This is a genomic window from Weissella muntiaci, from assembly GCF_008107635.1.
Classification (GTDB): domain Bacteria; phylum Bacillota; class Bacilli; order Lactobacillales; family Lactobacillaceae; genus Weissella; species Weissella muntiaci.
On sequence record NZ_SDGZ01000010.1, the window covers coordinates 1 to 24,173 of the forward strand.

28 protein-coding genes are annotated in these 24,173 nt (G+C 40.2%); 6 read left to right on the forward strand and 22 right to left on the reverse strand.

Annotation, left to right across the window (positions count from 1 at the left end):
- Together ESZ50_RS02885 and ESZ50_RS02890 are read right to left on the reverse strand one after the other, a co-directional pair.
- Positions 1-324, reverse strand: a 324-nt coding sequence (locus tag ESZ50_RS02885) for an antA/AntB antirepressor family protein (RefSeq protein WP_187387530.1), incomplete at its 3' end; no start/stop codon positions are given.
- A 179-nt stretch (positions 325-503) separates the two neighbouring features.
- Positions 504-710 (reverse strand): helix-turn-helix domain-containing protein, encoded by a 207-nt coding sequence (locus tag ESZ50_RS02890; RefSeq protein ID WP_148622105.1) that lies wholly within the window; start codon positions 708-710, stop codon positions 504-506.
- A gap of 319 nt (positions 711-1,029) precedes the next feature.
- Between ESZ50_RS02890 and ESZ50_RS02895 the strand changes: the two genes are divergently transcribed.
- The 4 genes from ESZ50_RS02895 (at position 1,030) to ESZ50_RS02910 (ending at position 3,643) form a co-directional block, all read left to right on the forward strand.
- A complete protein-coding gene (locus tag ESZ50_RS02895) occupies positions 1,030-1,302 on the forward strand; it encodes a helix-turn-helix domain-containing protein (RefSeq protein WP_246111500.1) in 273 nt (90 codons plus the stop codon).
- Between the two features lie 9 nt (positions 1,303-1,311).
- Complete coding sequence (locus ESZ50_RS02900; RefSeq protein WP_148622107.1) at positions 1,312-1,743, forward strand: hypothetical protein; 432 nt, start codon at positions 1,312-1,314, stop codon at positions 1,741-1,743.
- A 109-nt stretch (positions 1,744-1,852) separates the two neighbouring features.
- Positions 1,853-2,407 carry a PH domain-containing protein gene (locus ESZ50_RS02905; protein WP_148622108.1) on the forward strand — a complete coding sequence of 185 codons (555 nt, stop codon included), beginning with the start codon at positions 1,853-1,855 and terminating at the stop codon, positions 2,405-2,407.
- A 75-nt stretch (positions 2,408-2,482) separates the two neighbouring features.
- Positions 2,483-3,643, forward strand: a complete 1,161-nt coding sequence (locus ESZ50_RS02910) for a tyrosine-type recombinase/integrase (protein WP_246111501.1) — start codon at positions 2,483-2,485, stop codon at positions 3,641-3,643.
- A 147-nt stretch (positions 3,644-3,790) separates the two neighbouring features.
- Here ESZ50_RS02910 and ESZ50_RS02915 read toward each other — a convergent pair whose 3' ends face one another.
- Positions 3,791-4,009: a hypothetical protein gene (locus tag ESZ50_RS02915; protein WP_187387531.1), complete on the reverse strand. Its 219-nt coding sequence runs from the start codon at positions 4,007-4,009 to the stop codon at positions 3,791-3,793.
- A gap of 195 nt (positions 4,010-4,204) precedes the next feature.
- On the opposite strand from ESZ50_RS02915, the gene ESZ50_RS02920 reads away from it, so the two are divergent.
- Both ESZ50_RS02920 and ESZ50_RS02925 read left to right on the forward strand, forming a co-directional pair.
- Positions 4,205-4,624: an HIT family protein gene (locus ESZ50_RS02920; protein ID WP_148622109.1), complete on the forward strand. Its 420-nt coding sequence runs from the start codon at positions 4,205-4,207 to the stop codon at positions 4,622-4,624.
- A 4-nt stretch (positions 4,625-4,628) separates the two neighbouring features.
- Positions 4,629-4,886 carry a hypothetical protein gene (locus tag ESZ50_RS02925; RefSeq protein WP_148622110.1) on the forward strand — a complete coding sequence of 86 codons (258 nt, stop codon included), beginning with the start codon at positions 4,629-4,631 and terminating at the stop codon, positions 4,884-4,886.
- Positions 4,887-4,926: 40 nt separating this feature from the next.
- Here ESZ50_RS02925 and ESZ50_RS02930 read toward each other — a convergent pair whose 3' ends face one another.
- From ESZ50_RS02930 to rpsU, 19 genes are all read right to left on the reverse strand, one after another.
- Complete coding sequence (locus tag ESZ50_RS02930; protein ID WP_148622111.1) at positions 4,927-6,429, reverse strand: hypothetical protein; 1,503 nt, start codon at positions 6,427-6,429, stop codon at positions 4,927-4,929.
- Between the two features lie 228 nt (positions 6,430-6,657).
- Positions 6,658-8,883 (reverse strand): glycosyltransferase family protein, encoded by a 2,226-nt coding sequence (locus tag ESZ50_RS02935; RefSeq protein WP_148622112.1) that lies wholly within the window; start codon positions 8,881-8,883, stop codon positions 6,658-6,660.
- Positions 8,884-8,900: 17 nt separating this feature from the next.
- On the reverse strand, positions 8,901-9,728 hold the full coding sequence (locus tag ESZ50_RS02940) for an ABC transporter permease (protein WP_148622113.1): 828 nt from the start codon (positions 9,726-9,728) through the stop codon (positions 8,901-8,903).
- A gap of 5 nt (positions 9,729-9,733) precedes the next feature.
- Positions 9,734-10,714: an ABC transporter ATP-binding protein gene (locus tag ESZ50_RS02945; RefSeq protein ID WP_148622114.1), complete on the reverse strand. Its 981-nt coding sequence runs from the start codon at positions 10,712-10,714 to the stop codon at positions 9,734-9,736.
- A gap of 104 nt (positions 10,715-10,818) precedes the next feature.
- Positions 10,819-12,615, reverse strand: a complete 1,797-nt coding sequence (locus ESZ50_RS02950; protein ID WP_148622115.1) for a glycosyltransferase family 2 protein — start codon at positions 12,613-12,615, stop codon at positions 10,819-10,821.
- 422 nt (positions 12,616-13,037) lie between these two features.
- The gene (locus ESZ50_RS02955) at positions 13,038-13,613 is read right to left on the reverse strand and encodes a TetR/AcrR family transcriptional regulator (RefSeq protein ID WP_148622116.1); all 576 of its coding nucleotides are present in this window, start codon (positions 13,611-13,613) and stop codon (positions 13,038-13,040) included.
- A gap of 11 nt (positions 13,614-13,624) precedes the next feature.
- Positions 13,625-14,110 (reverse strand): MscL family protein, encoded by a 486-nt coding sequence (locus ESZ50_RS02960; RefSeq protein WP_246111502.1) that lies wholly within the window; start codon positions 14,108-14,110, stop codon positions 13,625-13,627.
- A gap of 8 nt (positions 14,111-14,118) precedes the next feature.
- Entirely contained in the window at positions 14,119-14,940 is an 822-nt protein-coding gene (gene thiD, locus ESZ50_RS02965; RefSeq protein ID WP_246111503.1) for a bifunctional hydroxymethylpyrimidine kinase/phosphomethylpyrimidine kinase, read from the reverse strand.
- 192 nt (positions 14,941-15,132) lie between these two features.
- A complete protein-coding gene (gene rpsN / locus ESZ50_RS02970) occupies positions 15,133-15,402 on the reverse strand; it encodes a 30S ribosomal protein S14 (protein WP_148622117.1) in 270 nt (89 codons plus the stop codon).
- 2 nt (positions 15,403-15,404) lie between these two features.
- Complete coding sequence (gene rpmG / locus ESZ50_RS02975; protein ID WP_027698392.1) at positions 15,405-15,554, reverse strand: 50S ribosomal protein L33; 150 nt, start codon at positions 15,552-15,554, stop codon at positions 15,405-15,407.
- A gap of 184 nt (positions 15,555-15,738) precedes the next feature.
- Complete coding sequence (locus tag ESZ50_RS02980; RefSeq protein ID WP_148622118.1) at positions 15,739-17,814, reverse strand: DNA topoisomerase; 2,076 nt, start codon at positions 17,812-17,814, stop codon at positions 15,739-15,741.
- A 14-nt stretch (positions 17,815-17,828) separates the two neighbouring features.
- Positions 17,829-18,467, reverse strand: coding sequence for a hypothetical protein (locus tag ESZ50_RS02985; RefSeq protein WP_148622119.1), 639 nt, complete (start codon positions 18,465-18,467; stop codon positions 17,829-17,831).
- Between the two features lie 127 nt (positions 18,468-18,594).
- Positions 18,595-20,394, reverse strand: coding sequence for a pyruvate oxidase (gene spxB / locus ESZ50_RS02990; RefSeq protein ID WP_148622120.1), 1,800 nt, complete (start codon positions 20,392-20,394; stop codon positions 18,595-18,597).
- A gap of 127 nt (positions 20,395-20,521) precedes the next feature.
- On the reverse strand, positions 20,522-21,430 hold the full coding sequence (gene era / locus ESZ50_RS02995; protein ID WP_148622121.1) for a GTPase Era: 909 nt from the start codon (positions 21,428-21,430) through the stop codon (positions 20,522-20,524).
- 31 nt (positions 21,431-21,461) lie between these two features.
- Complete coding sequence (locus ESZ50_RS03000; protein ID WP_425473109.1) at positions 21,462-21,881, reverse strand: diacylglycerol kinase family protein; 420 nt, start codon at positions 21,879-21,881, stop codon at positions 21,462-21,464.
- Entirely contained in the window at positions 21,865-22,347 is a 483-nt protein-coding gene (gene ybeY, locus ESZ50_RS03005; RefSeq protein ID WP_148622123.1) for an rRNA maturation RNase YbeY, read from the reverse strand. Before ybeY ends, ESZ50_RS03000 begins: the two co-directional genes overlap by 17 nt.
- 4 nt (positions 22,348-22,351) lie before the next feature.
- Positions 22,352-23,335 (reverse strand): PhoH family protein, encoded by a 984-nt coding sequence (locus ESZ50_RS03010; protein WP_148622124.1) that lies wholly within the window; start codon positions 23,333-23,335, stop codon positions 22,352-22,354.
- A gap of 112 nt (positions 23,336-23,447) precedes the next feature.
- The gene (locus ESZ50_RS03015; RefSeq protein WP_148622125.1) at positions 23,448-23,891 is read right to left on the reverse strand and encodes a GatB/YqeY domain-containing protein; all 444 of its coding nucleotides are present in this window, start codon (positions 23,889-23,891) and stop codon (positions 23,448-23,450) included.
- Positions 23,892-23,964: 73 nt separating this feature from the next.
- Positions 23,965-24,150 (reverse strand): 30S ribosomal protein S21, encoded by a 186-nt coding sequence (gene rpsU, locus ESZ50_RS03020; protein ID WP_027698383.1) that lies wholly within the window; start codon positions 24,148-24,150, stop codon positions 23,965-23,967.
- Positions 24,151-24,173 lie beyond the last annotated feature (23 nt).

Below are 24,173 nucleotides of genomic sequence, written 5' to 3' on the forward strand. Positions count from 1 at the left end.
AACTTCAATGAAATACTTACGAATTTCAGCTCCTTTTGAAGTCCCTGACATTAAGGCAATGTGCTTTGCCATATCCATAGTCATCAGGTAATCTTCAAGTGTTTGCAACTTATCTGGTGCTGATTGATTATAGGGTGTGGTTACGTCCACGCCCTCAAAATCAGTACCTTTAACAAACATTTTCGAGTTCGACCTAAACCAATCACTAAATCTGTAAGATCGCTTAACTTCCAAAGACTTGTACAATTCACGAGCGCTTACTCGTTTTTCATCGCCCTCCTGCTTAACCAAGCCATCTGACTGTGTTAGAATTAAATCATTCATACGAATGTCCTTTCTGCGATGTCCTACCATCGCATGAGATTATTTAAGCCTTTTACTTTGACTTGCTTACAGGTCAAGTGATGGGCTTTTTATTTTTGTTTACACATAAAATATCGCCTCATATAACATGAACCTTATTCACTGGTTTAGATAAATCAAGAAAATATTATTGATTTTATTCAAATTACCTCTAAACTATCTCTCAACAAGACATCAACTTTCACATTCAGCTCATCCGCTACCAGTTTTAAATTACGCACATTTGGCGCATAATCATTCCACTTGCTGATAGAACCGTTTGATAGTCCGACTGTTCTTTCTAATTCTGCAATGGATTTAACACCACGTTTTGTAGCTATCAACTTAATGTTGTCGTAAATCGCCAATTTTCAACATCTCCTTTCTATTTCCTTGACAGTAAATAGAATATATTCTATCATTAGTACATAGTTAAATAGGGCTATATATATTATATTCGAACATCGATTCCGATGATAAATACCTATAATAAGCCAATTGACTGTACTCGTTGCTCTGCGTTTTATTGTTGTACCCCTAAGTACATATTCTATAATATAGAACGCAAATCTAAAAGTCAACGTTTTATTCTATTTTTATTCTATGAACCCTAAACAAAGAGTCAAAGAACTTCTTTTAAACCCGATAGATTGGGAAGTTAGATCAATCGCTGCGTTAGAAAGAAAATTGGATATTTCGAACGGAACTATTAACAAGTGGGACCGTGTTGCACCTTCATATGCGTACGCACAGAGTGTAGCAAATTATTTTGGTGTATCGGTAGATTACCTATTAGGAAATGCAGACGAAAAAAAGCCGACACAAACTGAGCCGACTGAAAAAGATTTGGAGGATGCATTTATTGGTGCGGAAGCATATGACGGCAAGCCGATTACTGATCACGATAAAGAGGTAATCAAGGCCTTGATTAAGGGCTATTTGGATACTAAGGAAGGTTAGATACTTTATATGCATTACTTAGATATTGTTAAAAGTACCGGCATTCCTTTGATTTGGTCAGACGAACCGATAGCCTCAAAAGGCCTTTACTTGCCTAATGCTAAAATGATTAGTCCTGTTGGTGCGCTATTCGTCCAATCTGATCTATCTGAATCCGAAATAGAAAATGTTGTTTTGCACGAACTCGGACACAAAATCGATGGCGATATCCTAACCCGTTTAAGTGCGCCACAATTGCATATTATTAATGAATCTAAGGCTAATCGTTTTATGATCCATAAAAAAGCGTCAGAATGGATAAATGGTTTTGAAGGTAATTATCCCAATTCGTTAGATGTAGTTGTATTTCTCAAATGGGCTCACTTGCCTTTAAAGCTATATGCAATTGCCGAAGATGAAATTAAAGATCTGGTTACTCCCAGCGTAGGGAGTTTTCTTTAAAGTATTCATGTGATTTATTAGACAAAAATAATCATCTGTTTAATTACTCAACCTTTATAAAAATATACGTGCAATAATGATCCACGTTAAAAGCTTAGGAGTATTGGAAATGGCGAAACAAAGCACTGAAAATGTTGAGCGTTTGCGAGAAATAGAAAATCAGATGGACAGAGCTGGGGTCTCCGATCTATTTGGTACAAAAAAAGAAGTAAAAGCACTCCCAACTATTTTAGACGTAGAAGAGACTATCATTTACGCCACGTCCGGAATAGTTGGAACCGGAACCGTGTTAGTTGTTGTAACTGATAAACGACTTTTATTCGTTGACCGCGGTTTGATTTACGGCACCAATTTCCGTGAGATTCCTTTCTCAAAAATTAATGCAGTAAACTATTCTACTAGATTACTTTTAGCTGACATCAGCATAGACAACGGAGCCAACACTACGAAAATAGACAATGTGAATAAAAAAACCGCACCAATTTTTGTCGATAAGCTTAAGGGTGCCATCGCTTCGTTCCAAGACAATGCTAACAGTCCAGTAAATGCTTCATCTAGTAATTCACTTGCTGATGAACTCACTAAACTATCTGGTTTAAAAGATGCTGGTATTCTAACCGAAGATGAATTTAATCAGCAAAAAGCTAAATTACTAAATAACTAAGGGGTGGCAAATCACCACCTCCCTACTTTCTGACTTACTCAAATAGTCATACATAATTCGATGAGGGTCGATATTATGAAAGGCAAGATTATGAGTATCAAGAAACAAAAAAACGGCAACTACCAAGTAAGAGTGCAATTCACTGACTCACTAGGTAGACGCCGTAATAAAAAGAAAACTGTTGCATCCCTAACTCTGGCCAAACGAGCTGAGCGGGAAATTTTAAACGAAGTTGATGCTGGCACATTCAACAAGGTTCATAAAAAGATCACGATGAATGAACTAATTGATAAGTTCATGCTTGATTATAGCCGAGGTAAACGTAAGGTTACAATAGGTCGGGTCAATAGATTTTTTGAATTGTATGTTTTAACCAATGAATGGTTTAATCATGTACAGATTTCAAAAATTGACCGCCCTATTGTTCAAGCTTGGATAGATGAACTTGCTAATAAGCAATCTACCTATAAATCAAACGCTTCTCAATTAAAGCGTGTATTTGATTTTGCTGTATCTTATGAATACATTGACTCGAATCCATTTGAAAGAGTTCATTATCCAACACCTATTGACAAGCCGAATCGATCTTATCGAGTTGAAAATTATGATTATGACCAACTTCAAGCATTTATTCATGCTGTGGAAAATAAATTCGCTAAACCAAATCTAGATTATAGAAAATATGTGTATTTGAGATTGCTCGCTTTTACCGGCATGCGTAGTGGTGAAGCTACAGTTCTTCTATGGTCTGATATTGAGTTCACTGATAGTGGTACAAATATTACCATATCAAAAACTTTGAGTCGTTACAGAGGGCAAAATTTCAGTATAAATCCTCCTAAAACCGAGGCTGGTAAAAGAGTAGTTATGGTAGACGAGATAACAGCAAGGACATTAAAGACGTGGCGTAATATACAACAACAAGCGTTTATGGCCTCTGGTGTCCGTTCTGACATCGTTTTTACAAGTAAAGACCTTGTCTCATATACAACGCACTCTTTACCCAGAACATGGTTGTTGTCTGCTATTAAAGGCACAGATATTCCTCAAACCAATATACACGGGCTAAGACATACTTATATAACCTTAGCAGTTCAAGCAGGCATGGATATTAAAACACTACAAGCCCAAGTCGGACACGATGATATAAACACTACATTAGGCGTTTATGCATCAGTTACAAAAGACATGCGGGCAAAGACTGTAGATGTATTTACGTCCCTAGTCAATTTTTAATAGGCGGGACTCACTTGGGACTCATCAGAATAAAACTCTATGAAACTGTATGAAACTCTATGAGTCCCGAAAGAGTCCCATTTGAACAAAAACGAGTTATACACAAGCTACAAACGTTGATATAAAGGCGTTTGTGTACATAAAAAGTCACTTGATTGCCAAGTGACTCATTGACAGTGCTAACATTAAGATACCAAAGCCTGTGATGCCCCACGCTACTAAAGCCGCCCCAGGGGTCGCCGCCCGCGCAACGGTTGCTGGTAAATCAAAGATTCCGGCACCAATTGACGATGATATCGCCATTGTAACTAACGCAACTAATCCCAGACCCTTAACGCCTGGTCGCGCACTCTTATTCACTTCCATAATCTCTACCTCTCAAATCAGTTTTTGACAAAAATTGTCAGACAGCTGGACTCTCACTCCTCCTTTATTGTATGGGCCAAGTAAGAAGAAAGTTTATGTTAAATAAGAACGGATATCTTTTATTGAGGCAAAGCCGTTTATTATCATTCCAGCAAACGTTATAATGAAATAAACAATAATTTTGGAGGCAATCGTATGGCTGACATATTCGACAAAATCATTGCAGGTGAAATTCCTGCTTACAAAGTCTATGAAGACGACGATGTACTAGCGTTCCTTGACCTTAGCCAAGCAACACCTAAGCACACGTTATTAGTTCCTAAGCAACACGTTGCAAATATTTTTGAATTTGATGCTGACCTTGCCGCCCGCGTACTAAGCAAGCTCCCACTAGTTGCTCGGGCAATCCAAGCCAGTGATTCTGCGATCTTGGGCATGAACATTATTTCAAATAATGGCGAGATTGCTGGTCAATCTGTCTTTCACTCACACTTCCATCTAATCCCTCGCTATCAAGATGATGGAATTGTCCTACCAGCTCCCGATCACAGTAGCCAGTACGATGCGGCCAAGTACACTGCAATGGCTGCTGAAATTGCGGCTCAGATTAAATAGCCTTATGAAGAATTACTTTGAGCAATTAAAGCAGACTTGGCTCGACTGGCAAGCAACTTTCAAACACTTGGGGGATAGTGTTACTGGCTTGCAAAATGCAGTTGCCAAGCTTGAATCAACTTTACCAGCTGTGGAAAGATTCACGGATGACCTAACTATTAAAAAAGAAAAACTTGATTTTAAGAATAAGCCCCACCTTGAACGGATCGCTGAAGCACAAGAGCGTATCGAATTAGAGATGAGCAAATATCGACGGAAATAAAAAACGGCTTGAAGTGTAATTTAACACTCCAAGTCGCTTTTTAATTTTCAGTTACTCGTTTTTGAAAGAATGGGGTAAATGCACTTGCTGCTAGCAGTAATATTATTGCCGGAATCGCATAACTCTCTTGTACTTCCCATAGCAAAACGTAAAACGCTGTTAAAGCAATTGCAGTCAAGTTTAACAAAAGCCATGGTATATTAACTGTTATTTTACCCCTGATTAACTTTACCGCGTATGCTAAATTGGCACATAGGATTACGAACAAAGCGCTGTCAGCGAGCCACGCAATCGAGCGAACGTAGTTGTTATACCAGCTAAGTTTTGCCTGCCCGATACGACCGGAGAAATAGCCCATACTATATTCCGATGTCCAACCGTATAATACAGCTGTCTTCTTACGATACAAATTCAACGTATTGCCCATGCCTTCTTGTTTAACTGTTTTAATAAGATAATCTTTGATATACGCATCTTTTGATGCTTTTGTCGGCTCATGGAAAATAATTGCATTTGTCTGAGCACTATTTCTACCATCACCTTGATAATTATATGCTGTTAGGAACCATGCTGAAACTGGCAATTCATATTGCTTAGTAAGCGCCGGGTTTGATCGATAACCAATATGTTGCGTATAGATATTCATTGCCCCTTTCAAGGCACCAATCATAACAAACATCATGAGACACCAGAGAATCAACTTCAACACCTTTAATCGATAAACGAATAATGCCAATCCTGCAATGATCAAATAGGGTAAAAACATATTAGGCCGTGCTAAGATGGTCATCGCAGAAAAGAATAGGAAGAGTAGTCCATTCAGATACTTATGCTCACCTTGAACTAGACGATTTAGTACAAAAAAGGAAGCTGTCATCGCTACAATTGCGATTTGTTGTGTATAAAGCTCGCTAAAGAATACTGCCAACATGGGACTCATTAACAATGTGAGCACCAAGAATACATTAAGTGCTTGCCTACCACGAACCTTTTTTACTAAATCAGCCAACATGAAAATTGTTAGAATCAGTAGGACATTACTAATCGCATTACTTAATAGCTGAAAGTCTTGCAAATTGTGAATCAAATGTAGGCTCATCCAAGGTTTGGCAAGCAGATATGTAATTGTAACTATATTGATATTATTAGGGAATTGATAGAAGTAATCTTCCCATTGTGGGCTGTTGAATAGCTGATATGCCTGATCTGACACAACTGCGCCATCAAAAACCGGTGCAATTCGCAAAAATACTACCGTCCAGATAACCACTGCGACGATTGCAATCAGCAAAATAATACTCAAGCTTTTAGTAGCAATTAGCTGCGTTTTTTTAAGAAGTGTAAAAATCCCAAAAACAAGTAAGCTCAGTATTAATACATAAATCCCCGGATGCAACACAAGCTTATTAATCGATATGTTCTCTTGAAACCAATTTCCAACAGTTACTATTGAGAGCGTCACAATGGTCAAACCAATCAGCACAATCCAGGTCAACACCTGCGACCATATCGTCTTCTCTCGTTCTAACATCCCATTCATCATGAACATCTCCCTAAATTATTCCTTAATAATTTCAAAAATCAACTGGCAACTTGCTTTACACACGTTTTACCAAACTAATATATATCTTACCATGCAATTAACATCCATGGTCTGCCAAATTCATCTATAAAAAAGCAATCAAAGTCGAAAAGACGGCTATGATTGCTAAAAGTCTATATTAATATTTCGAACAGCAAATTGACAACTTTCGAAAATCATCATCATCAATTACGTTCTACGCTTATACTTAATTACATCAACAGCCACAACAATAAGTACAATTAAGATTGTTAAACCAACTAAGATTTTTCCAGTCGCATAAAACGGCGGATCAAAGCTCAGAGTAATTGTTTTACCAAACTGATTGGGCTTTATCGTTGCATTTACCAGCATATCCTTTATTGGTCGATTTAGTTTAGCATTGTCGATGCTATAACCTGGCCACGCCAGTCTAGAGAATACAACTTGAACATCTGTCTGCTTATCCGATGTAACTTTAAATGTAAGCTTGCGATCTGTATTTGAGATCACCTGAACATTTGCTCCATTTGAAGCACCAGTCACACTTCCAACTTCGTTAAATGGTGTGTCACGTGATAGAACGTAATTATCCTTATTTTGCTTGCTAATATGCCAGCCAGCTGGTGGATTAGTTAGGAAGCTCCGATAAGTTTTATTATCAGCTTTATAATTCGCATAATCCGTATTGGTATAAGTTTCGGGCAACGCATTAGCCTGGTAAATAATTACATTGTCAATTGCCAATAAATCAGCATAATTCTTTTCGAACACAGAATTCGTGCTAAATAGATTATTGACACCTTCAATGGCAGTTGTACCTTCGACATGCGTGAAATTTAGGAAGGACCAGAAAGCACCAAATGAAACCGGCGTGTAGGCATTAATGGTTTGATGCTTACTAAAATACCAAGTATTGGCAAATAAGTAGTTATTCTTATCTACGTAAGTGCCCGTTTTCGGTGCCCCAAAGGCCGCCACGCTCCCCTTTACTGCTGGTGTATAATTCTCAGCCTGCTTCTTTGAGTAGATTCCAGGCCAGTTATATTCAACCGTATGCTCTGCTGTCAAATTAGGAACAATATCATAATAACGAATTGTCTGTAACCCAGTTACAATCAAGGTCATTCCAACAATTGGCCAAAATAGTTTTTGTAACAAATTTGCCTTAAACAAGAAAATCAGAACACCGAGAACACCTAATATACCTGCCGCGAGGACAAAACGTTTAGATAACCAAGGTACTTGCGAGAAGTTCAAGAAGTATCCTGCGACAATGATCGCAAAAAAAGTTCCTAGCCGTCTCTTCGAATACACGAAACCTTGACTTGCATGTGCCATCAAGGCAAAGAAGATAATCTCGAACACTCCCAAATATGCAAAATTACGATATGGCATTCTAATTGGCCCCATCTGATCAGGTGCCAATAACATTCCAAAATTAAAAATCACTAGTACAACGATTGGAATAAATAGGGTTGCCTCTTTTAAACGTAATTTGAGTAAAGCTTGTTTAACCTTCGAGAAGTTAATGAACGGCAACAATACAAAAACCCAAGCAATATAATTTACATAATTAGTTCCCGATGCAAAAACGGTCATACCGGTCTGCGCCAACGGAAAGAAACTATTTATGAAATCACTAAATGTTGGTGATCCGAAGTCAGTATTTGCAAAAGTCTGAGCTCGCGTGGTTACCGATCCGGTTAAGATCCCAGGCATGTAAACAGCTAACGTCAACATCAACATTAAAATATCAAATAAGAGCACTCGCCTTAACTGTCGCCAATTTCGGGTAAAGAGTACCACCAAGAAATGACTTACCAACAGAATAACCAAGTAAATAACACCATAAACATACCCTTGCGTTACCAAGAAAAAGCCAAAAATGAATGGTACGATTATGCTCCAACCATCATGGACATACTTCCGATAAGCCCAGAACGTAAAGATGAATAGGACCAAACTCAACAAATCTGTGATCCAACTCGGTGCATCGGTAAAGTGAATGAAACCTACATTTGGTGCCAGAAACCCAGCAATACTACTCCACTGTCTGTCAATTTCAAATGATCGACTTAAGAGGTAAACACCAATTGACAAAGCCACCAAAGCAGCAATTTTAACTATTGTCATCGAGAATGTGACATTGGGCGAAAGGTAAATAAATACTCCTATTAGCCAAGACAAAGGTGAGAACGTCCCCCACTGTCCTTCAGCAATAAAGTTACCGCTCGCATAATAATTCGTACTAAATACAGGTAATTGTCCATGTAGAATTAAATACCCAGTATGGTACATTTGCCCGACATATCCATTAACCGTATCCGCATATAAATAAAAATTATCATATTTAATTAACGGAATCAGTGCCGTAATTAACACGACGATTACCATAATCAATGGATACTTAGTCTTCCTAATAAAATTAATCATGTTATCCCTATCGTCTACTAAATGAAATCAATTAATTGATCTTTAAACTTTAAGTAAAGGTGTGTTCCAATAATGGCGAAAATTGCAATTTCCAGCCAGAACATCCCCATAATTGATGGTGAATTCCAGAACCACTTCTGATAAAGGAACGTTTCACGCCAACCATTAACAATATAATAAAACGGATTAATCTTCGAACTATAGTAAATAATATTGTTAAAGAATGTACCTGGTTCCGGTTGAAACAAAATTCCTGACATGAAGAACGTCAATCGTAAGATTTGTCGAATAATCATATCATAGTCAGGAATCAATATATTGATTGTTGCAGAGAAAATTCCCAAAAAGAATAGCATGACCAATGATGCGAAACCGTAATAAATAATTTGCAACCAGAATAAACTAGGATGGAAATTACCGGTCAAGAACATTGATAATCCCGCAACAATTGAAATTGAGGCAACCGCTGGGAAAACTTGCACCACTCGGATTGAGGGTAATATTGATACTGGGAATTTAACATTCCGCACCATGAATATCTGGTCCTGCATTGAGCGAATTGTATCTGAAAAGCCTTGATTTACAAGGTACCATGCCGCAAACCCAACTGACATCCATACAAAGTACGGCATTCCCTCAACTGGGGCCTTTGTCCTAAATCCACCACCGAAAATCACAGCATATGTTAAAACTTGAAACAAGGGATCAAGGATCTCCCACATTGTTCCAAGATACTTATGTGCATTTCGGGCTTGCGTATCATAAATTGCCAGTCTTACCGTCATCCCTAAATTAGTTACTTGTTCTACGGCAAGCCCCCATATTGACTTAATAACAGTCCACATTCTTGCTAACCTCCATTGACAAAACGATACACGATATATGCCATTAGCAAGATGACAATCAATAATGATCCATATAAACTAAATCGGCTAAAGCCTTCAAAGCTACGAGAACGTGTAATCTCACGAATCTCATCATCATCATATCCATCGGTACGTAACGTTTTTTGTAAATCATTAATACTAAATGAGCGTTGCTTAGCCTTCTCTACCTCTACATATGCATCACGCTCTTGGACATCCATTTTATCCAAACGTTTAACAAAGGCCGCATATTCATCCGCAACTTCCTCAGTAGGTCCGTAATCGAGCATTTCACCATACTGAATCCACATAACTTTATTGGTAAATTTACGAACCTGTTCCAAGTCATGCGAAACAAAGAAAATCGTTTTACCCTTAGCGATGAATTCCTGAATTTTACCCAACGCTTTATTAGCAAAATTAGAATCACCAACCGACAATGCCTCATCGATGATCAAGATATCCGGATCATTGTGGGTCACAATCGAGAATCCTAGCTTTGCGCGCATTCCACTCGAATAATCCTTAACAGGTTGGTCAATGAAATCACCTAATTCAGAAAAATCAATAATGTCATCCATCATGGCATTGATTTGCTTCATATTATTACGCATCATGATTTGCTTCAGGCGAATGTTCTCACGTCCAGTTAATTCCCAGTTAAGACCTTCATTAATTGCTACGACACCAATCGTACCGTTCAATGTTAGATTCCCCGATGTTTGCGGAATTACACCACTCAAAATATTAAGCAACGTTGATTTTCCGGATCCGTTAGTTCCAACAATTCCGACGACATCACCCGTTTCAACTTCAAAACTTAATCCACGCAAAGCCCAAAAATTGGATTCTGCACGATTACCCTTGAAGACTGACTTCAACTTTTCAGATTGATTGGCATACAAAGAAAAATTCTTTGTGACCCCTTCCGCCTTGGCCATGATTGTTTTTTTATTATCTGTCATTTGTTTTCTCGTTTTCAACCATGATTATTTTAATTTTTGATAATTGTACAGAACTCTCAATAAAATTTCAAATCCTTCATATTCTTCTGATCTAGCACAAATAACTACTTTTTCTCAGCTTGATAATCTAATTTCAAAATATCATCCCACATTTGTTCACTCGTAAGATAGTCAAAATTCTTCAAAAGACGCCGACGAGTGGCTGGATAAGTGAAAATGAATTTAATTCCATCGCCAGCTAATAGCAACAGATACTTGAGTGTTTTCCAACGGCTGACTTCGGTGACAAAACCCTTGTTAGACTTTATATCGTAATAAACGATCTTCCTGAAACCAGCAATATCACGGAAGTGTGCCCGGTGGATAAATTCTTGTTGCACAATTTTTGTATTGTTCAACGGTAAGAACAATTTATTGAATGTAATCAAACGGCCGAATTTCTTCAATCGGCTTTCATGATCGACTTCGTGACTAATAACTGGCAACTCTGCCAGATCAATTTCTTTCAGCGCATTATCCTTAGTCAGTTCCTTAAATACAGGGAACATTGGCTTCAAATTGATACTTTCAACGAAGCGCTCGGCATCTAATTTACCAAAATTCTTTAATGCCAAACGCATAACATCGACATAGCCATAACGACCAGAAACAATCTGTTCCAGATAACGCTTTATATATTCAGCAAAAATAAGTGATTTATGGTTACTGAACAAGGCATTCACGATGAACGGATTCAACGTGTCCAGGTACGTTGTCATCCCTGCCACCTTAGTTAGGAAGCTTTCAGCATATGCAGCAATTCCATTAGCATAAATAATATTAAAATCATTGATTTGTGTAAACGATGCATCGTCACCTCGTACAAAATATGGTGGCACCAACCGCTTAGTATACTTAATTGGGAAGGCGCAGAACCACCACCCCATATAGGTTGTGTCAGTGTTCTCACCCAATTCAGTCTTCAAAACATCCCAAGGTGTGATCGTTTCTGCATTATGAAAGTCTGCTGAAACCCAGCGCTTTGACAGATACGCTCCGCGCTCAATCAAGAAATTAGGATTTTCATCATAGAAGAGTGCTGCTCCAACTGCTGTGTTATCTTCAACCGCAAAGCTCAAGATTTGATAAGCACGCTTAATGCTTTCGACTTCTAAGCTTGCATCATCATCCATAAACAGCACATGTGTGGCCTCGGTATTGTACTTATAATGCAAGAAGCCACGTGTAAAGCCTCCTGAACCACCTGTGTTTTCATTTGGAACGATTTTAACGCCCATCGATTCTTCTGGTGTAATATTTTGTGAATTATCAACGACGATAAAATCAATCTTATCTGCCCACTCCTCAACATCAAGTAGGTTTTCCTTAATGCGCTTAATTGCTGGGATCACATATTCTTTGCGATTAAAGTGGGTAACAGAAATTCCCACCTTGACTGATCTACGCTTTTCGTCGGTTGTACTCCAAGTAAGGTTCGTTACCTTCACATCTTCCAAAGCGATTATTTTAGGATACACCAAACCTGTAAACTCAAGTTCATCCGTGATATTAATATCAAATACACTCTGAACTGCTGAACTTAATTCAATACTCTTTTTCGCAAGCAACTTCTTTGGGTATCCGTAAGAGCTAACGTCTAGCCGGCTTTGGACCACTTCCCACAACTCTACTTCAACTTTTCCGCTTCCTGCAATTTGCAGACTAGCCGTTTTCAAGCCAACCCGCTTTTGCCATAATGGAATCGAAAATGCATTGTAATATGTATCAAACTGGACATTTGAATACTTTTGCAAGAACATCTCTGTATCATTGTAATGTACGCTCCCTTCGGTCCGAAGGTACTTTTCAGCCGAGCCGAAAGCTGCGTTCATTGGATAAATAAAGTTCTGTAAAGTTTCCATTTATTTCCTACCCTTTTGCTAATATCCAAACATCATATTAATCTGACGCTTGTTGCCTTACTTTAATAGTTATAGTCCGATCAGCTAAATGCCGAGCTACCCATCATTGAATTTGTAAATATGCTATTAATTTGCTTAATCAAACATCACCATCCACATTCGCTGACCCGTAATAATTCATTATCTCCCCATTAACTTAAATAATCCTGCTATATTAAGCCAATTTTAATCTAAATTATCATTTGATTTATGCTCATCATTGCCTAGTAATGGTTACTAGAATATTCAATACAGACATTCCATTATATCACGACACTATTGTTACTACAATTTCAGGACGGGTAAGGCCAGTTGTGATCTCTATCGGCGATTATCATATTAAAAACAGGGTCAGCTTCATTCGCTAACCCTGTTTTTATAACCTAAATAAAAATCGCTCTTTGTCCCATCGCAACAAAGGTTTTAATTTCCTCAGCGTCAATCGTCAAATTATTACGTTGCCGTTCAGTAATCAACCAAAACATTGGCTGAATGACTTGAGCAACAATTAAATCAAGGTTCTTCGTACGTAGCCGACCCATTTGTTGTGCCTGGCCAATCATCCACAGAAAGTCACCACTGATCAATGAACCTTGCCCACGCAGTTCAACTGGCAAAAACTCTGGATTTGCATTCATTGCGCTTATAAAATTCGCATAACGTGGGTTTTCAATCAATCGCTTGGCATAATTTTCTAATATAATTTTAAAGGCATCATCAAGCGAGTGCTGCGTTAAATCAATTTGCTCCTGAGCCGCTAGTAGATATTGTAAAGCCTCTTCATACAAACTTCCTAACAGATCGGCCTTATTTTCGAAATATACATAAGTTGTTGCAACTGAGACTTCCGCAGCTCGTGCTAGCTTAGCCATACTCAAACTACTAATGCCACCCGTTGCAACCAAATCAAATGCCGCCTGCTGTAACGCCAATACCTTCTGGGTATCCTTTGTTCGCATTATTAAACCACCTACTTCGTTTTACTAATCAGTTCACGTAGCAAGGCATTGGTTTCTTCTTGAGCTTCACGCAACTTTTGCGTTTCAACAAACGTTGCATTATAGCCAAATTGTTCCTCCGGGTTACGCGCCCAAACATTATTAAGCAGTTTTACAAAGAAAAAGACTGATCCCGCAATCAATAGCATTGATAAGAAGGCTTGAATAAAGCCGGAGATTGGAATCACCTGCCACTTTAGTATATGATCCGATGAAAAGATCAATATACCAAAGAAATTAACGATTCCCGCAAGGAGGCTCACGAATGACTTAACAACATCTGTAAACGTGTTTCCAACAATTACACCAATTGCAAACCCCATCACCTTATCATTAGTGAGAAATTTCCTGAAATCAACCACTAACGAATGATGCATCAATGTATCGGTCGCTGTATGCAGATTCTGCATGCTCTTTTCCAATTGATCAAGTCGATTATTATTATTCTCTGGTTCCACTAATCTATTCACTCCATATCTGTTAATAATTGCCAATGATTAATCGGACCATACTGATGTCCCACAGCAATTTCTTTTGCAATCGCACGATGGGTTGCAAACTTAGCCGTCTCAATTGCTTGTTTAACTGTTTTCCCTAAAGCCAGTTCAGAAACGATCACTGCCGCAAAGGTATCACCAGTTCCGTTAATTCGATCCGTCGCAATATAAGGTGCCTCCAGCCAAAAACTCTCGCCATCCTCTAGTAAAACAAAATCACGGACGAGCGCCTCTGCACCAAAGTTGTCATGGGGGCCTTTTATGACAACATTCTTAACCCCTAATCCTTGCAGTCGATGGGCTGCTTCAATTTGGTCAGCACTCGAGCCAATCGTCATATCTGCTAAAATTTGTGCCTCGTAAAAATTGGGCGTAATTACATCCGCCAAGGGGAGTAACTTATCCTTCATCGTCGTTACAGCATCGGGCTCGAGCAAGGTATTGCCATGTTTGGTCGAAATCACCGGATCAACCACCAGATAACCAAAATCTACCACCTTTAAATTAGCAACAACGTTCTCAATAACCTCAACAGTTCCAAGCATGCCTGTTTTGGCCGCTCGAATGGCAAAATCGTCCGCAATTGCCTTAAACTGCGCATCAATAAACTCGGTTGGCATTTGATGGGCAGCGGTGATACCGTGTGAATTTCCCGCAACTGCCGCAGTTAAAATCATCATACCGTATGTGTTCCGTGTAAAAAAGGTGTGTAAATCAGCTGGTCCACCAGCCGACCCATCACTATCATTACCAGCAATTGTTACAACTTGCGGAAATTCATTAATTACCATTATATGCACCATCCCTGCCATAAAGTCTTAACTTATTATACCGGTTTTTGTTCAGGATTGAAGCCAGTTCTTAATGCCAACTATCGGAGTCCTTACCGTTTTGCCAAAATAAAAAGGCTACTATTTCTAGTAGCCTTTTTATCAAAATGCCACTCAACTAATGTTGTGCGACATTTCGACTTCGGTGGTAGATTACCAAGAAGCCTTCTTAACACCAGGGATAAGACCCTTGTGTGCCAATTGACGGAAGTTCAAACGTGACATTCCGAACTCACGCATGTAAGCGTGAGGACGTCCGTCAAGCATGTCCCGGTTGTGCATACGTACAGGTGATGCGTTACGTGGCAACTTTGATAGTCCAACGTAATCACCGGCAGCCTTCAAGGCTGCACGCTTAGCAGCATACTTTTCAACAGTAGCTTCAATCTTCTTTGCCTTAGCGATCTTTGACTTCTTAGCCATGATTACTTTACCTCCTTGAATGTAGTGACACGACGTAGCTTTGGTGAATACTTCTTCAACTCCAAGCGATCAGGCGTGTTACGACGATTCTTTGAAGTAAGGTAGATCCGCTCACCAGTTTCGGCAGCTTCTAAAATGATGTTAATGCGCATTAACATAACTCCTTAAATGTATTTGTGGTCTCAGACCACGACTAAATTAACGACAGAACTAGGCTGAATTCAGCCAGTTCATCATTGGCGTCGTTACAGTAGCTAGTAAATTACAAATATTCATATTACAGGAGCTATAATCATATTGCAAGGGAAAATATAGTATGCGTATTATAAAATTGTGTTATTTCTGTTTAGGGTTTAACTTAAATCCATAATAAGTCGCCCCTTTATAACTCTGTTTGGCCATTTTACCAACTGCATTATATGCCTTGCCCCGTTTACTTTTAGCTGGAAAGGAAATTTCTTCACCTGCTAAAAGCGCTCGAATCTCTTCATCAGTGAAGGTGTGCCCACTCCAAGTTTTTGCGAAAGAAATTTCTTGCTCATGCCAACGCCCAGTAATCTTTTCAATCGGAACGCGAACTTTAACTGGTTTCGGAGCCCCTAACAGCATCGTTAATTGTTCCGCATTCGCCACCATGATTGGCAAGTCATGCTCGACAAGTAATGTGATTGACTCAAGGAGCTTCGCTTGAGTTAACTCAAGTTTACCAACCTGATCCATCATCTCAAATAGTCTTTTGGTTATTTTAGGCGATGCAATCCAAGTATCCTTAACCATCACAGCTGAGACGTTACCTGTCTCAGTCAATGTCAACTTCCCCTTGCGTTCGTTCAGCATCGCCTTAGTTCCTCGTGCCATTTCAGACAAAGTAGACACACGGGTAGCTCCAGTCCCAACTTGATGTTGTTCCAAATAAGCCATAATCCACTTCGTACTTGGTTGCTGCGGCTTAGGATTTGCCCCCTCCACCAGTTGTGGTTTGGCACTTGGCCCAAGAGTATGGTCCTTCGGCTCACCTGTATCACTATCATCATCCAAAGCACCCTTACTATCAAAGATTGCTTTAAAATTTAATTGAATAGTTATGTTAAACGCCGTTTTAAAACTGGGATAATCGAACAGCTCAGCAGTTACATGATCATAGATATAGTCTTCTGCCAACATTGCTAAATAATTCTTTGCTAACACTTCGTAGATAGCAGGACCACTCACCCCATACTTTTTCAAGGCGGCTACGCTACTTGGCAAAGTTAAACCAGGCCGATTTGCACCGTGGGATCCGACTGGCTTAACATGCGTTGATCTTGGCTGTCGATGGGTTAACAATTGCTGATCAACGCCAACTAAAGCTGCAATCCGTTCCGCCAAAGGCGTTAACTCTTTGAACTGTTCTGGGGTGATCGTGCGATCTTCCGTTCGTGGATATGAGACAATCTGCGCCTCATACATCTTTTGATATGTCGCCAAAATCTCCTTTGAATCATAACCACGTGGGGCCAAAACGGCTGCTAATCCAGCTAGATCAAGTAATTTTCCCGGCTGCTGGCGCCTCGTCTCATGTCGCTCATTTACAACCCTACTCTCGTGATATTTTTCCAGGTCAATTTCTGCGGCTGATCGCTCAGCGAAGCGCCAAGGAACGATTTCATCGTTTTTAATCTTTCGCCCGAAAATATGGCCAGCCGGATCAATAAACTTAACTTCAAAAAAAGGCTTTCGAACGTAATTTTTGATTGCTAACAGCTGTTCATAAATTTTCCATGCAATCACTGACTTCAGCCTTCCCTCGCGGGCAACCACCTTAAAACCGGCCTTTTTTGCTGCGGTTGTCGCAATTCGTGTTAATTGCATTGAAGCAAAATCCCAACGATTCCGCCCTTCACCCTTCAGGTATTCGCCATCTTCATTCATCACTGATACATCACGTAAGTTTAACAGTGCACGCCTGATTTCCTTGGTCGATTCATCTGTGAAATTAGCCCGTAGAACTGTACCAGACCACTTAACAGCCTCCAAGGCCTCCCAAGCTAGCAACTCACCTTCTCCTGAAGGATCAGTGTCAGTCGCAATAACAACCGCGTCATAGCCTTGACGAACTTCTTTGCGTAAATCATCAATAAGTTTCTTCGTCGACTCAAGCTTGCCTGTCCTCAGGTTACGACTTTTTATATAGGTCCGCTCCCAAGAGAAATCACTCAAGCGCCATGGTAAATACTTGATTTGCCACGACTTATAATGCTTCTGTAGCGTCTCAGGGACCATCTCTTCTGGATCCTTTAAGGTCATCACGTGCCCACGTAAATTAGTAATCTGATAGGTAAAATCACCAAAGTCACCACTAAGCCCACCTAAGGCCTTTGCAAAATTTTGGGCAGCCGACGGCTTTTCAGTTAATAACAAGTATTTTTTCATCGCGATCCTTCTATTTAAGCCGCTTGCCGCATGTAATACCATGATAAATACATGAATCCAAGCATCAAGCTATCATAACTAAGCAAGTCCATCAATCCAACTAGCGGCCAATTAAGTAAAATAACACCATACTCGAGTGCATTAAATAGCAAAAATAAGATTGCCATTAATTTCATAACATTCGCCAGAGAGGTAGCCCCATGATTGGCAACCGCATTACTATACCGCCATAAAGCAACTGCTAAGAACAGATTAACCATTAACGCAACAATGTCACGGACGCTCCACGTAACATTAAAAACAGCCCCCTCAACAACCGTTTGTAAAGGCAATAGATAATTCAATCCTGCTAATAGCAGCACGCCAACAAACAACCACATCGTTGCCCGTTGTAATTTCAAGCTTGCTTCATGCTTATACAGCTGTCGCAATGCCAAAAGCATCATCAAAATCAAGACCATTCCAATTAGTTGAACCGTTTTAAACCCAATATTAAAATCTGCATCCTGTGCCATCAAAATTGCAATTGGTGCAGTTGCTGGCTTGTACAAGGGCCAGATAATTCCGCCCACTAAAGGCAATATAATTATTAATAAGCTTCCTAGCACGCCTAGCCCAAGTATCCACCGTCTTTGCCACCATTCGTTTTGCATACTTGCCTCCAGTTTTTACCTGTTAATTTTATCCTAGAAGTCTATTTTAGCAAAAAAGATCCGCTACAAAAACAAAAAACAAAGGAACACTCTTTGCTGTGTCCCTTTGCAAACTAATTCGATTTAATTAGAAGCCACCCTGTTGGGCTTCTGCTTGACTGTTTTCAACACCAAATTGATCCAAATAATGGGCAAATGGTTGTAGATCGTCAGCCGCATAGCGTTGCTTAAAGTCAGCAATCGTCTTGGCATCAAAGCGAGCTGAGTCTAACTCCATTGCTTCAACTGGAATTGGTCGCTCATTTGAAATCCGCGCATCAATCAAAACCGGTTGTGTCTTTGCAATTTCCTTAGCCTTAGCAAAAACATCTGCTAATTCACTAATCTTTTGAACACGGAAGCCCTGCATGCCAACCGCATCAGCAACCTTAGCAAAGTTTATATCATTAAACTCGACTCCGATATAACCTGCGTTAGTATCTTCTTGCTCATCTTTGATGAAACCAAACTGTTGGTTTGAGAACACCACATTGATAATTGGCAAACCATACTGAACCTGCGTCACGAGATCTTGCATAACCATCGCAGCGCCTCCGTCACCTGATAGCGAGAAGACTTGCTTATCAGGATAATTCAACTTGGCAGCGATAGCACCTGGAATTCCAACTCCCATGGTGGCAAATAGGTTTGATGTGAAATGACGATTAGTTGGCTTGAGCAATAGGTGGCGATTTGCCAACATATTCACATCACCAACGTCCAAAGAGAAGATCGACTCGTCGTTCGTAATAGCGTTCAAAGCATTATAAACTTGGTAAGCTTGTAAGTCACCACTAGTCTGATGCTCTAGCTTGTCCAAATAAGCATGCCAATTCTGAATGTTTGCGAGATTAGCTTGCCACCAAGGTGATACTTCCTTAGTTGGTGCCAACTCAACCAATTTCATCAACGCCTGCTTAGCATCTGCCAGCAAGGCCACGTCTGCGTGATGACGCTTTCCCAGCATAGCAGGGTTGATATCAATCTGCAGGAACTTCTTAACATTCTTAAAGGCCTTTGAGACCTCTGCGAACGGATAATTACTACCGATGAATAGAATCACATCAGCTTGTGGTAGTGCATCATTTGCTGGCTTATGCGCGACTCGGTTAGCCGATCCCAGATAGTGCGGATGGCGATCTGGTAAAATCCCCTTAGCAGGATAAGTACTCAGCATTGGAATCTTCATCTTCTCTGCAAGGGATGCTAATTCAGTACCCGCACCACGTGTACCAATTCCATAATAGATTAATGGACGTTCAGCCTCTGCTAAGATATCAATCATCTTTTGTGCATCGGCTGCGTCAACGTGTTCATAAACTGGCTTTTGGAAGCTATTTGCTGAAGCATACCAACTTTCAGCCGGAATTTCTTGCCATGGCAAATCAACTGGTATTTGCACAACGGCTACCCCATTTTGGGCATATGCTCGCCGGATGGCTTCATCAATAATATGTGGTAGTGATGCTGCCGTCATCACAGTTACGTTATAAACCGACACATCAGCATAAATTGGATTTTCATTCATTTCCTGGAATGTATCCATGTTCATACCACCAGTACCAAACTGACCGACTAAGGCCAAAACTGGTACGTGATCTTCTCGGGCATCATAGAGCCCGTTCAGGAGATGAGTTCCGCCAGGGCCAGCTGAGCCAAAAGCAACACCGATTTTACCTGTCAACTTGGCATCAGCCGCTGCAGCCATGGCACCGACCTCTTCATGTCGGACCTGTATGTACTTGATGCGATCTTTTTCTTCAAGTAATGCATCCATCGTTGAATTAATCGAACCACCTGGAATTCCGTATAAATGATCAACGCCCCATGCTTCAAGGACCTTAACCATTGCGTTCCCAGCCTTAATCATTTCTTGATTGTTCGTCATCCTTCGTTCCTCCCAAAAATATTCCTGTCAACGCTTTTATTATAATACTTATTATTTATAAGTGCAATTCAAATGCTCATTTCGCATAAAAAAACATCCATTAACTCGTAATGGATGTTTCTAATCTTTAAATGAAATCTGAATCTTCTTTATAGCCATAGGTTTGCAGAGCCTGTGGCTTATCACGCCAGCGTTCCTCAACCTTGACCCAAGTCTCCAAGAAGATCTTGTCACCAAGTAAGCGCTCGATATCTCGGCGTGCCCGCGTACCAATTTCTTTAATCATTGAGCCTTGCTTACCAATCACAATATTCTTCTGCGTTGGCCGCTCTACAACAATTGTCGCTTGAACATGCAGGTGCTTATCATCTTGACGTTCGATTTTATCAATCACCACTGCGACTGAATGTGGTACTTCCTGACGAGTTAGCAACAACACCTTTTCACGGATTAACTCTGCCATAATGAAACGCTCAGGATGATCAGTAATTTGGTCTGCTGGATAATACTGTGGTCCAACCTCTAAGCCGTCCATCGCATTCCCCAAAAGTTCATCAACACCATCCCCCTTGAGTGCTGAAATTGGGTAGATATCATTGAATTCCATTTGCTGTGAATAATCGGCAATGATTGCTAATAGCTCTTCTGGATGAATTAAGTCAATCTTGTTGATTACAAGATTAACAGGTGTCTCAGTCTCACGAAGACGATTAATAATAAAATCATCACCAGCACCACGACGTTGATCAGCATTCACAATGAACCAAACTACATCAGCTTCATGCAAAGCCGACATGGCTGTTCTCACCATAAAATCACCCAACGAATTTTGGGGCTTATGAATTCCAGGGGTGTCAAGGAACACAATTTGACCTTCATCAGTTGTATATATTCCTTGAATTTTATTACGGGTCGTTTGTGCCTTAGGTGACATGATCGCAATCTTTTCACCGATCATCTTGTTCAACAAGGTTGACTTACCTACGTTAGGTCGTCCAACTAAGGCAATAAAGCCTGACTTAAATTCTTCGCTCATCTTTAATATCCAATCTGGGAATCCCCACAACTTATCTAGTTAATATCATCTTGATCCACGGCCATACATATGGCTCAAAGATTAATGCGCCAATAATGACTGCGAAGCCAACCGCTGCCAAAACTGCACCCGCCGCAACATCCTTGGCGACCTTTGCCAACGTATAATATTCGTCACCTACGATTAAATCCACGATTGATTCAACAATCGTATTCACGAATTCCGCCATAATTACAGTAAACACTGCCACAGTCACCCACAACCAATCTGAGCGACCGAGTCCGACTTTTAAACCAAAAATCAAAACAACAATGGCCGCCAAGAAATGAAAGCGCATGTTACGCTCGCGCACCAATAACTGCCCGATTCCTTCAAGCGCATGTCCTAGTGCCTGAAGAAAATTTGTGTTCTTTTCAATTTGTGGCGTATGTTCTTTATCTTGTAAGGCCATAGTCATCTAATATCTTTGCTTGCAGTGCAAAATGCACTCGTTCATCTTCTTCACTCCGCATATGATCATACCCGTTTAGGTGTAGGAAGCCATGCACAATCAAAAAACCAAGTTCGCGTTCATATGAATGCTCTAAATAGACCGCTTGCTCTGCAATCTTGTCAACTGATACGATAATATCACCAATGTTCTTGGCTAAATCAGCCGCCATTTCCTCGTCCAGAATGATTGGCAAATCATCACCATCCTCTTCGATGGCAAAAGAAATCACATCAGTTGGCTTGTCCAAGCCACGATATTCTCGATTATATCGTTGAATTTCGTCATTATTAACAAAGGTAACAGACATCTCTGTATCATCTGGTAACTCAATATACTTGCCTGCGAAATCGAGCACTTTCTTCGTTAACTCGATATGTGCTTCGGGAACACCCGCTGTTGTTTGGTCATAAATTGCCAAATCCATAATCTTACGCTTCCTTCTTACTTTCTTGATCTAAATCATATGCATCGTACGCATTGATAATTGAACCAACAACGGGATGTCGCACAACATCATCCGCCCCAAACTCAATAAATTCAATATGGTCAACTTGCTTCAAAATAGTCTGTGCCTGAATCAGGCCTGATCGCACCTTACCTGGCAGATCAATCTGTGAGATATCACCATTTACGATCATCTGTGATCCGAAACCGAGCCGGGTCAAAAACATTTTCATTTGTTGTGGCGTTGTATTTTGGGCCTCATCCAAAATAATGAAGGCATTGTCCAATGTTCGCCCTCGCATATATGCCAGCGGTGCAATTTCAATTGTGCCACGGTCCATAAAGCGTTCTGTATGTTCCGAACCAATCAGCATATTCAATGCGTCATAAATTGGTCGTAAATATGGATCAACCTTTTCCTTCAGATCGCCCGGTAGAAAGCCTAAACTCTCACCTGCCTCAACTGCGGGGCGCGTAATAATGATTCGTTCAACGTCACCACGCTTTAGGGCAGCCAAAGCCATTACAACTGCTAAATAAGTCTTACCAGTTCCCGCCGGTCCAATGCCAAAGGTAATGTCATTATGGCGGATTGCCTGAACATACCTACGCTGTCCGTAATTTTTTACACGTACTGAACGCCCTTTATTATCTCGCAACAAGGTTTCCGTATAGAGGTCGTCAAAATATTCCAACGTCCCCCGTTCACTCATCTTCATCGCTGAAACAACATCCGTTGCATTCAGCTTAATACCCTTTTTTATTAAACCGGTTAGTGCTCGAACAATTTCAACCGTCGCCAAAACTGCTGACTCGGCACCACGAACTGTTAAATCATCGCCAAAGACTGTGACATCCACTTTCATACCTTCTTCAAGTAAACGTAAATTAGCATCTTGAGCGCCCACTAATCCTATCTCTTGTTCAGCATTTTCAAATGTATATTTCTTCTCGAATGATCCTGTCAAAGTTCTTCCCCTTATCTACTTTAGTCCTTCTATTATACCGCAGACTTCCGGATTCTGGTTTATGTATCACAACCAAGGGTAACTTTAAATCCCTGAGCTGTGTAAATATCGCTTAATTTAGCAAAGATTGGACTGTTTGGCTCACTAACTTTCCGTCAGCTTTTCCCTTTACCTTAGGCATCAATGCACCCATGACTTTACCAAGGTCAGCCTTTGAACTTGCTCCAACTTCGGCAATCGTTGCTTTAACGATTTCAGTAACTTCGTCAGCCGATAATTGCTCAGGTAAGTAACGCTTTAAAACGTCCATTTGCTTTTGAATCTCAACTGCCAAATCGCCACGATCTGCTTCTTCGTAAGCAGTCTTTTCTTCAACACGTTGCTTCATTTCACGTGACAAAACAGCAATTTCATCATCAGCTGTTAAATCATGACCTAATTTGATTTGTTCATTTGACAAAGATGCCTTTACCATTCGAACTACTGATAAAGTTTCCTTATCCTTAGCCTTCATTGCCGTTTTCATATCAGCAGTTAATTGTTCCAATAAACTCATTTTGCACTCTCACTTTCTTGATATAAAACAAAACCGGATCATCGCCTAAACGATAATCCGGCTAGAACTGCTCTTAGCGGCTCTTCTTGTTCTTACGCTTACGTGCAGCTTCTGCCTTCAACTTACGTTGGACAGATGGCTTGATGTAATACTCACGCTTACGGTACTCTTGCAAAGTACCATCCTTTGATACACCGCGTTTGAAACGACGGAGAGCATCATCAAGAGACTCATTCTTACGAACAACTGTCTTAGCCATAATGTTTACCCTCCCTTCCCGTG

What these genes read in the sequence shown, in the direction of transcription:
- ESZ50_RS02940 (WP_148622113.1), bottom strand. Translation starts at nt 9,728, where the DNA reads ATGTGGACTGTTATTAAGTCAATATGGGGGCTTGCCGTAGAACAAGTA.
- ESZ50_RS02920 (WP_148622109.1), top strand. Translation starts at nt 4,205, where the DNA reads ATGGCTGACATATTCGACAAAATCATTGCAGGTGAAATTCCTGCTTAC.
- thiD (WP_246111503.1), bottom strand. Translation starts at nt 14,940, where the DNA reads ATGGTAATTAATGAATTTCCGCAAGTTGTAACAATTGCTGGTAATGAT.
- ESZ50_RS02980 (WP_148622118.1), bottom strand. Translation starts at nt 17,814, where the DNA reads ATGAAAAAATACTTGTTATTAACTGAAAAGCCGTCGGCTGCCCAAAAT.
- ESZ50_RS03015 (WP_148622125.1), bottom strand. Translation starts at nt 23,891, where the DNA reads ATGAGTTTATTGGAACAATTAACTGCTGATATGAAAACGGCAATGAAG.
- ESZ50_RS02950 (WP_148622115.1), bottom strand. Translation starts at nt 12,615, where the DNA reads ATGGAAACTTTACAGAACTTTATTTATCCAATGAACGCAGCTTTCGGC.
- ESZ50_RS02935 (WP_148622112.1), bottom strand. Translation starts at nt 8,883, where the DNA reads ATGATTAATTTTATTAGGAAGACTAAGTATCCATTGATTATGGTAATC.
- ESZ50_RS03000 (WP_425473109.1), bottom strand. Translation starts at nt 21,881, where the DNA reads ATGGCCTTACAAGATAAAGAACATACGCCACAAATTGAAAAGAACACA.
- ESZ50_RS02955 (WP_148622116.1), bottom strand. Translation starts at nt 13,613, where the DNA reads ATGCGAACAAAGGATACCCAGAAGGTATTGGCGTTACAGCAGGCGGCA.
- ybeY (WP_148622123.1), bottom strand. Translation starts at nt 22,347, where the DNA reads ATGGATTTGGCAATTTATGACCAAACAACAGCGGGTGTTCCCGAAGCA.
- rpsN (WP_148622117.1), bottom strand. Translation starts at nt 15,402, where the DNA reads ATGGCTAAGAAGTCAAAGATCGCTAAGGCAAAGAAGATTGAAGCTACT.
- ESZ50_RS02930 (WP_148622111.1), bottom strand. Translation starts at nt 6,429, where the DNA reads ATGATGAATGGGATGTTAGAACGAGAGAAGACGATATGGTCGCAGGTG.
- ESZ50_RS02985 (WP_148622119.1), bottom strand. Translation starts at nt 18,467, where the DNA reads ATGCAAAACGAATGGTGGCAAAGACGGTGGATACTTGGGCTAGGCGTG.
- era (WP_148622121.1), bottom strand. Translation starts at nt 21,430, where the DNA reads ATGAGCGAAGAATTTAAGTCAGGCTTTATTGCCTTAGTTGGACGACCT.
- ESZ50_RS02925 (WP_148622110.1), top strand. Translation starts at nt 4,629, where the DNA reads ATGAAGAATTACTTTGAGCAATTAAAGCAGACTTGGCTCGACTGGCAA.
- ESZ50_RS02945 (WP_148622114.1), bottom strand. Translation starts at nt 10,714, where the DNA reads ATGACAGATAATAAAAAAACAATCATGGCCAAGGCGGAAGGGGTCACA.
- ESZ50_RS02900 (WP_148622107.1), top strand. Translation starts at nt 1,312, where the DNA reads ATGCATTACTTAGATATTGTTAAAAGTACCGGCATTCCTTTGATTTGG.
- rpsU (WP_027698383.1), bottom strand. Translation starts at nt 24,150, where the DNA reads ATGGCTAAGACAGTTGTTCGTAAGAATGAGTCTCTTGATGATGCTCTC.
- ESZ50_RS02910 (WP_246111501.1), top strand. Translation starts at nt 2,483, where the DNA reads ATGAAAGGCAAGATTATGAGTATCAAGAAACAAAAAAACGGCAACTAC.
- spxB (WP_148622120.1), bottom strand. Translation starts at nt 20,394, where the DNA reads ATGACGAACAATCAAGAAATGATTAAGGCTGGGAACGCAATGGTTAAG.
- rpmG (WP_027698392.1), bottom strand. Translation starts at nt 15,554, where the DNA reads ATGCGCATTAACATCATTTTAGAAGCTGCCGAAACTGGTGAGCGGATC.
- ESZ50_RS02915 (WP_187387531.1), bottom strand. Translation starts at nt 4,009, where the DNA reads ATGGAAGTGAATAAGAGTGCGCGACCAGGCGTTAAGGGTCTGGGATTA.
- ESZ50_RS02905 (WP_148622108.1), top strand. Translation starts at nt 1,853, where the DNA reads ATGGCGAAACAAAGCACTGAAAATGTTGAGCGTTTGCGAGAAATAGAA.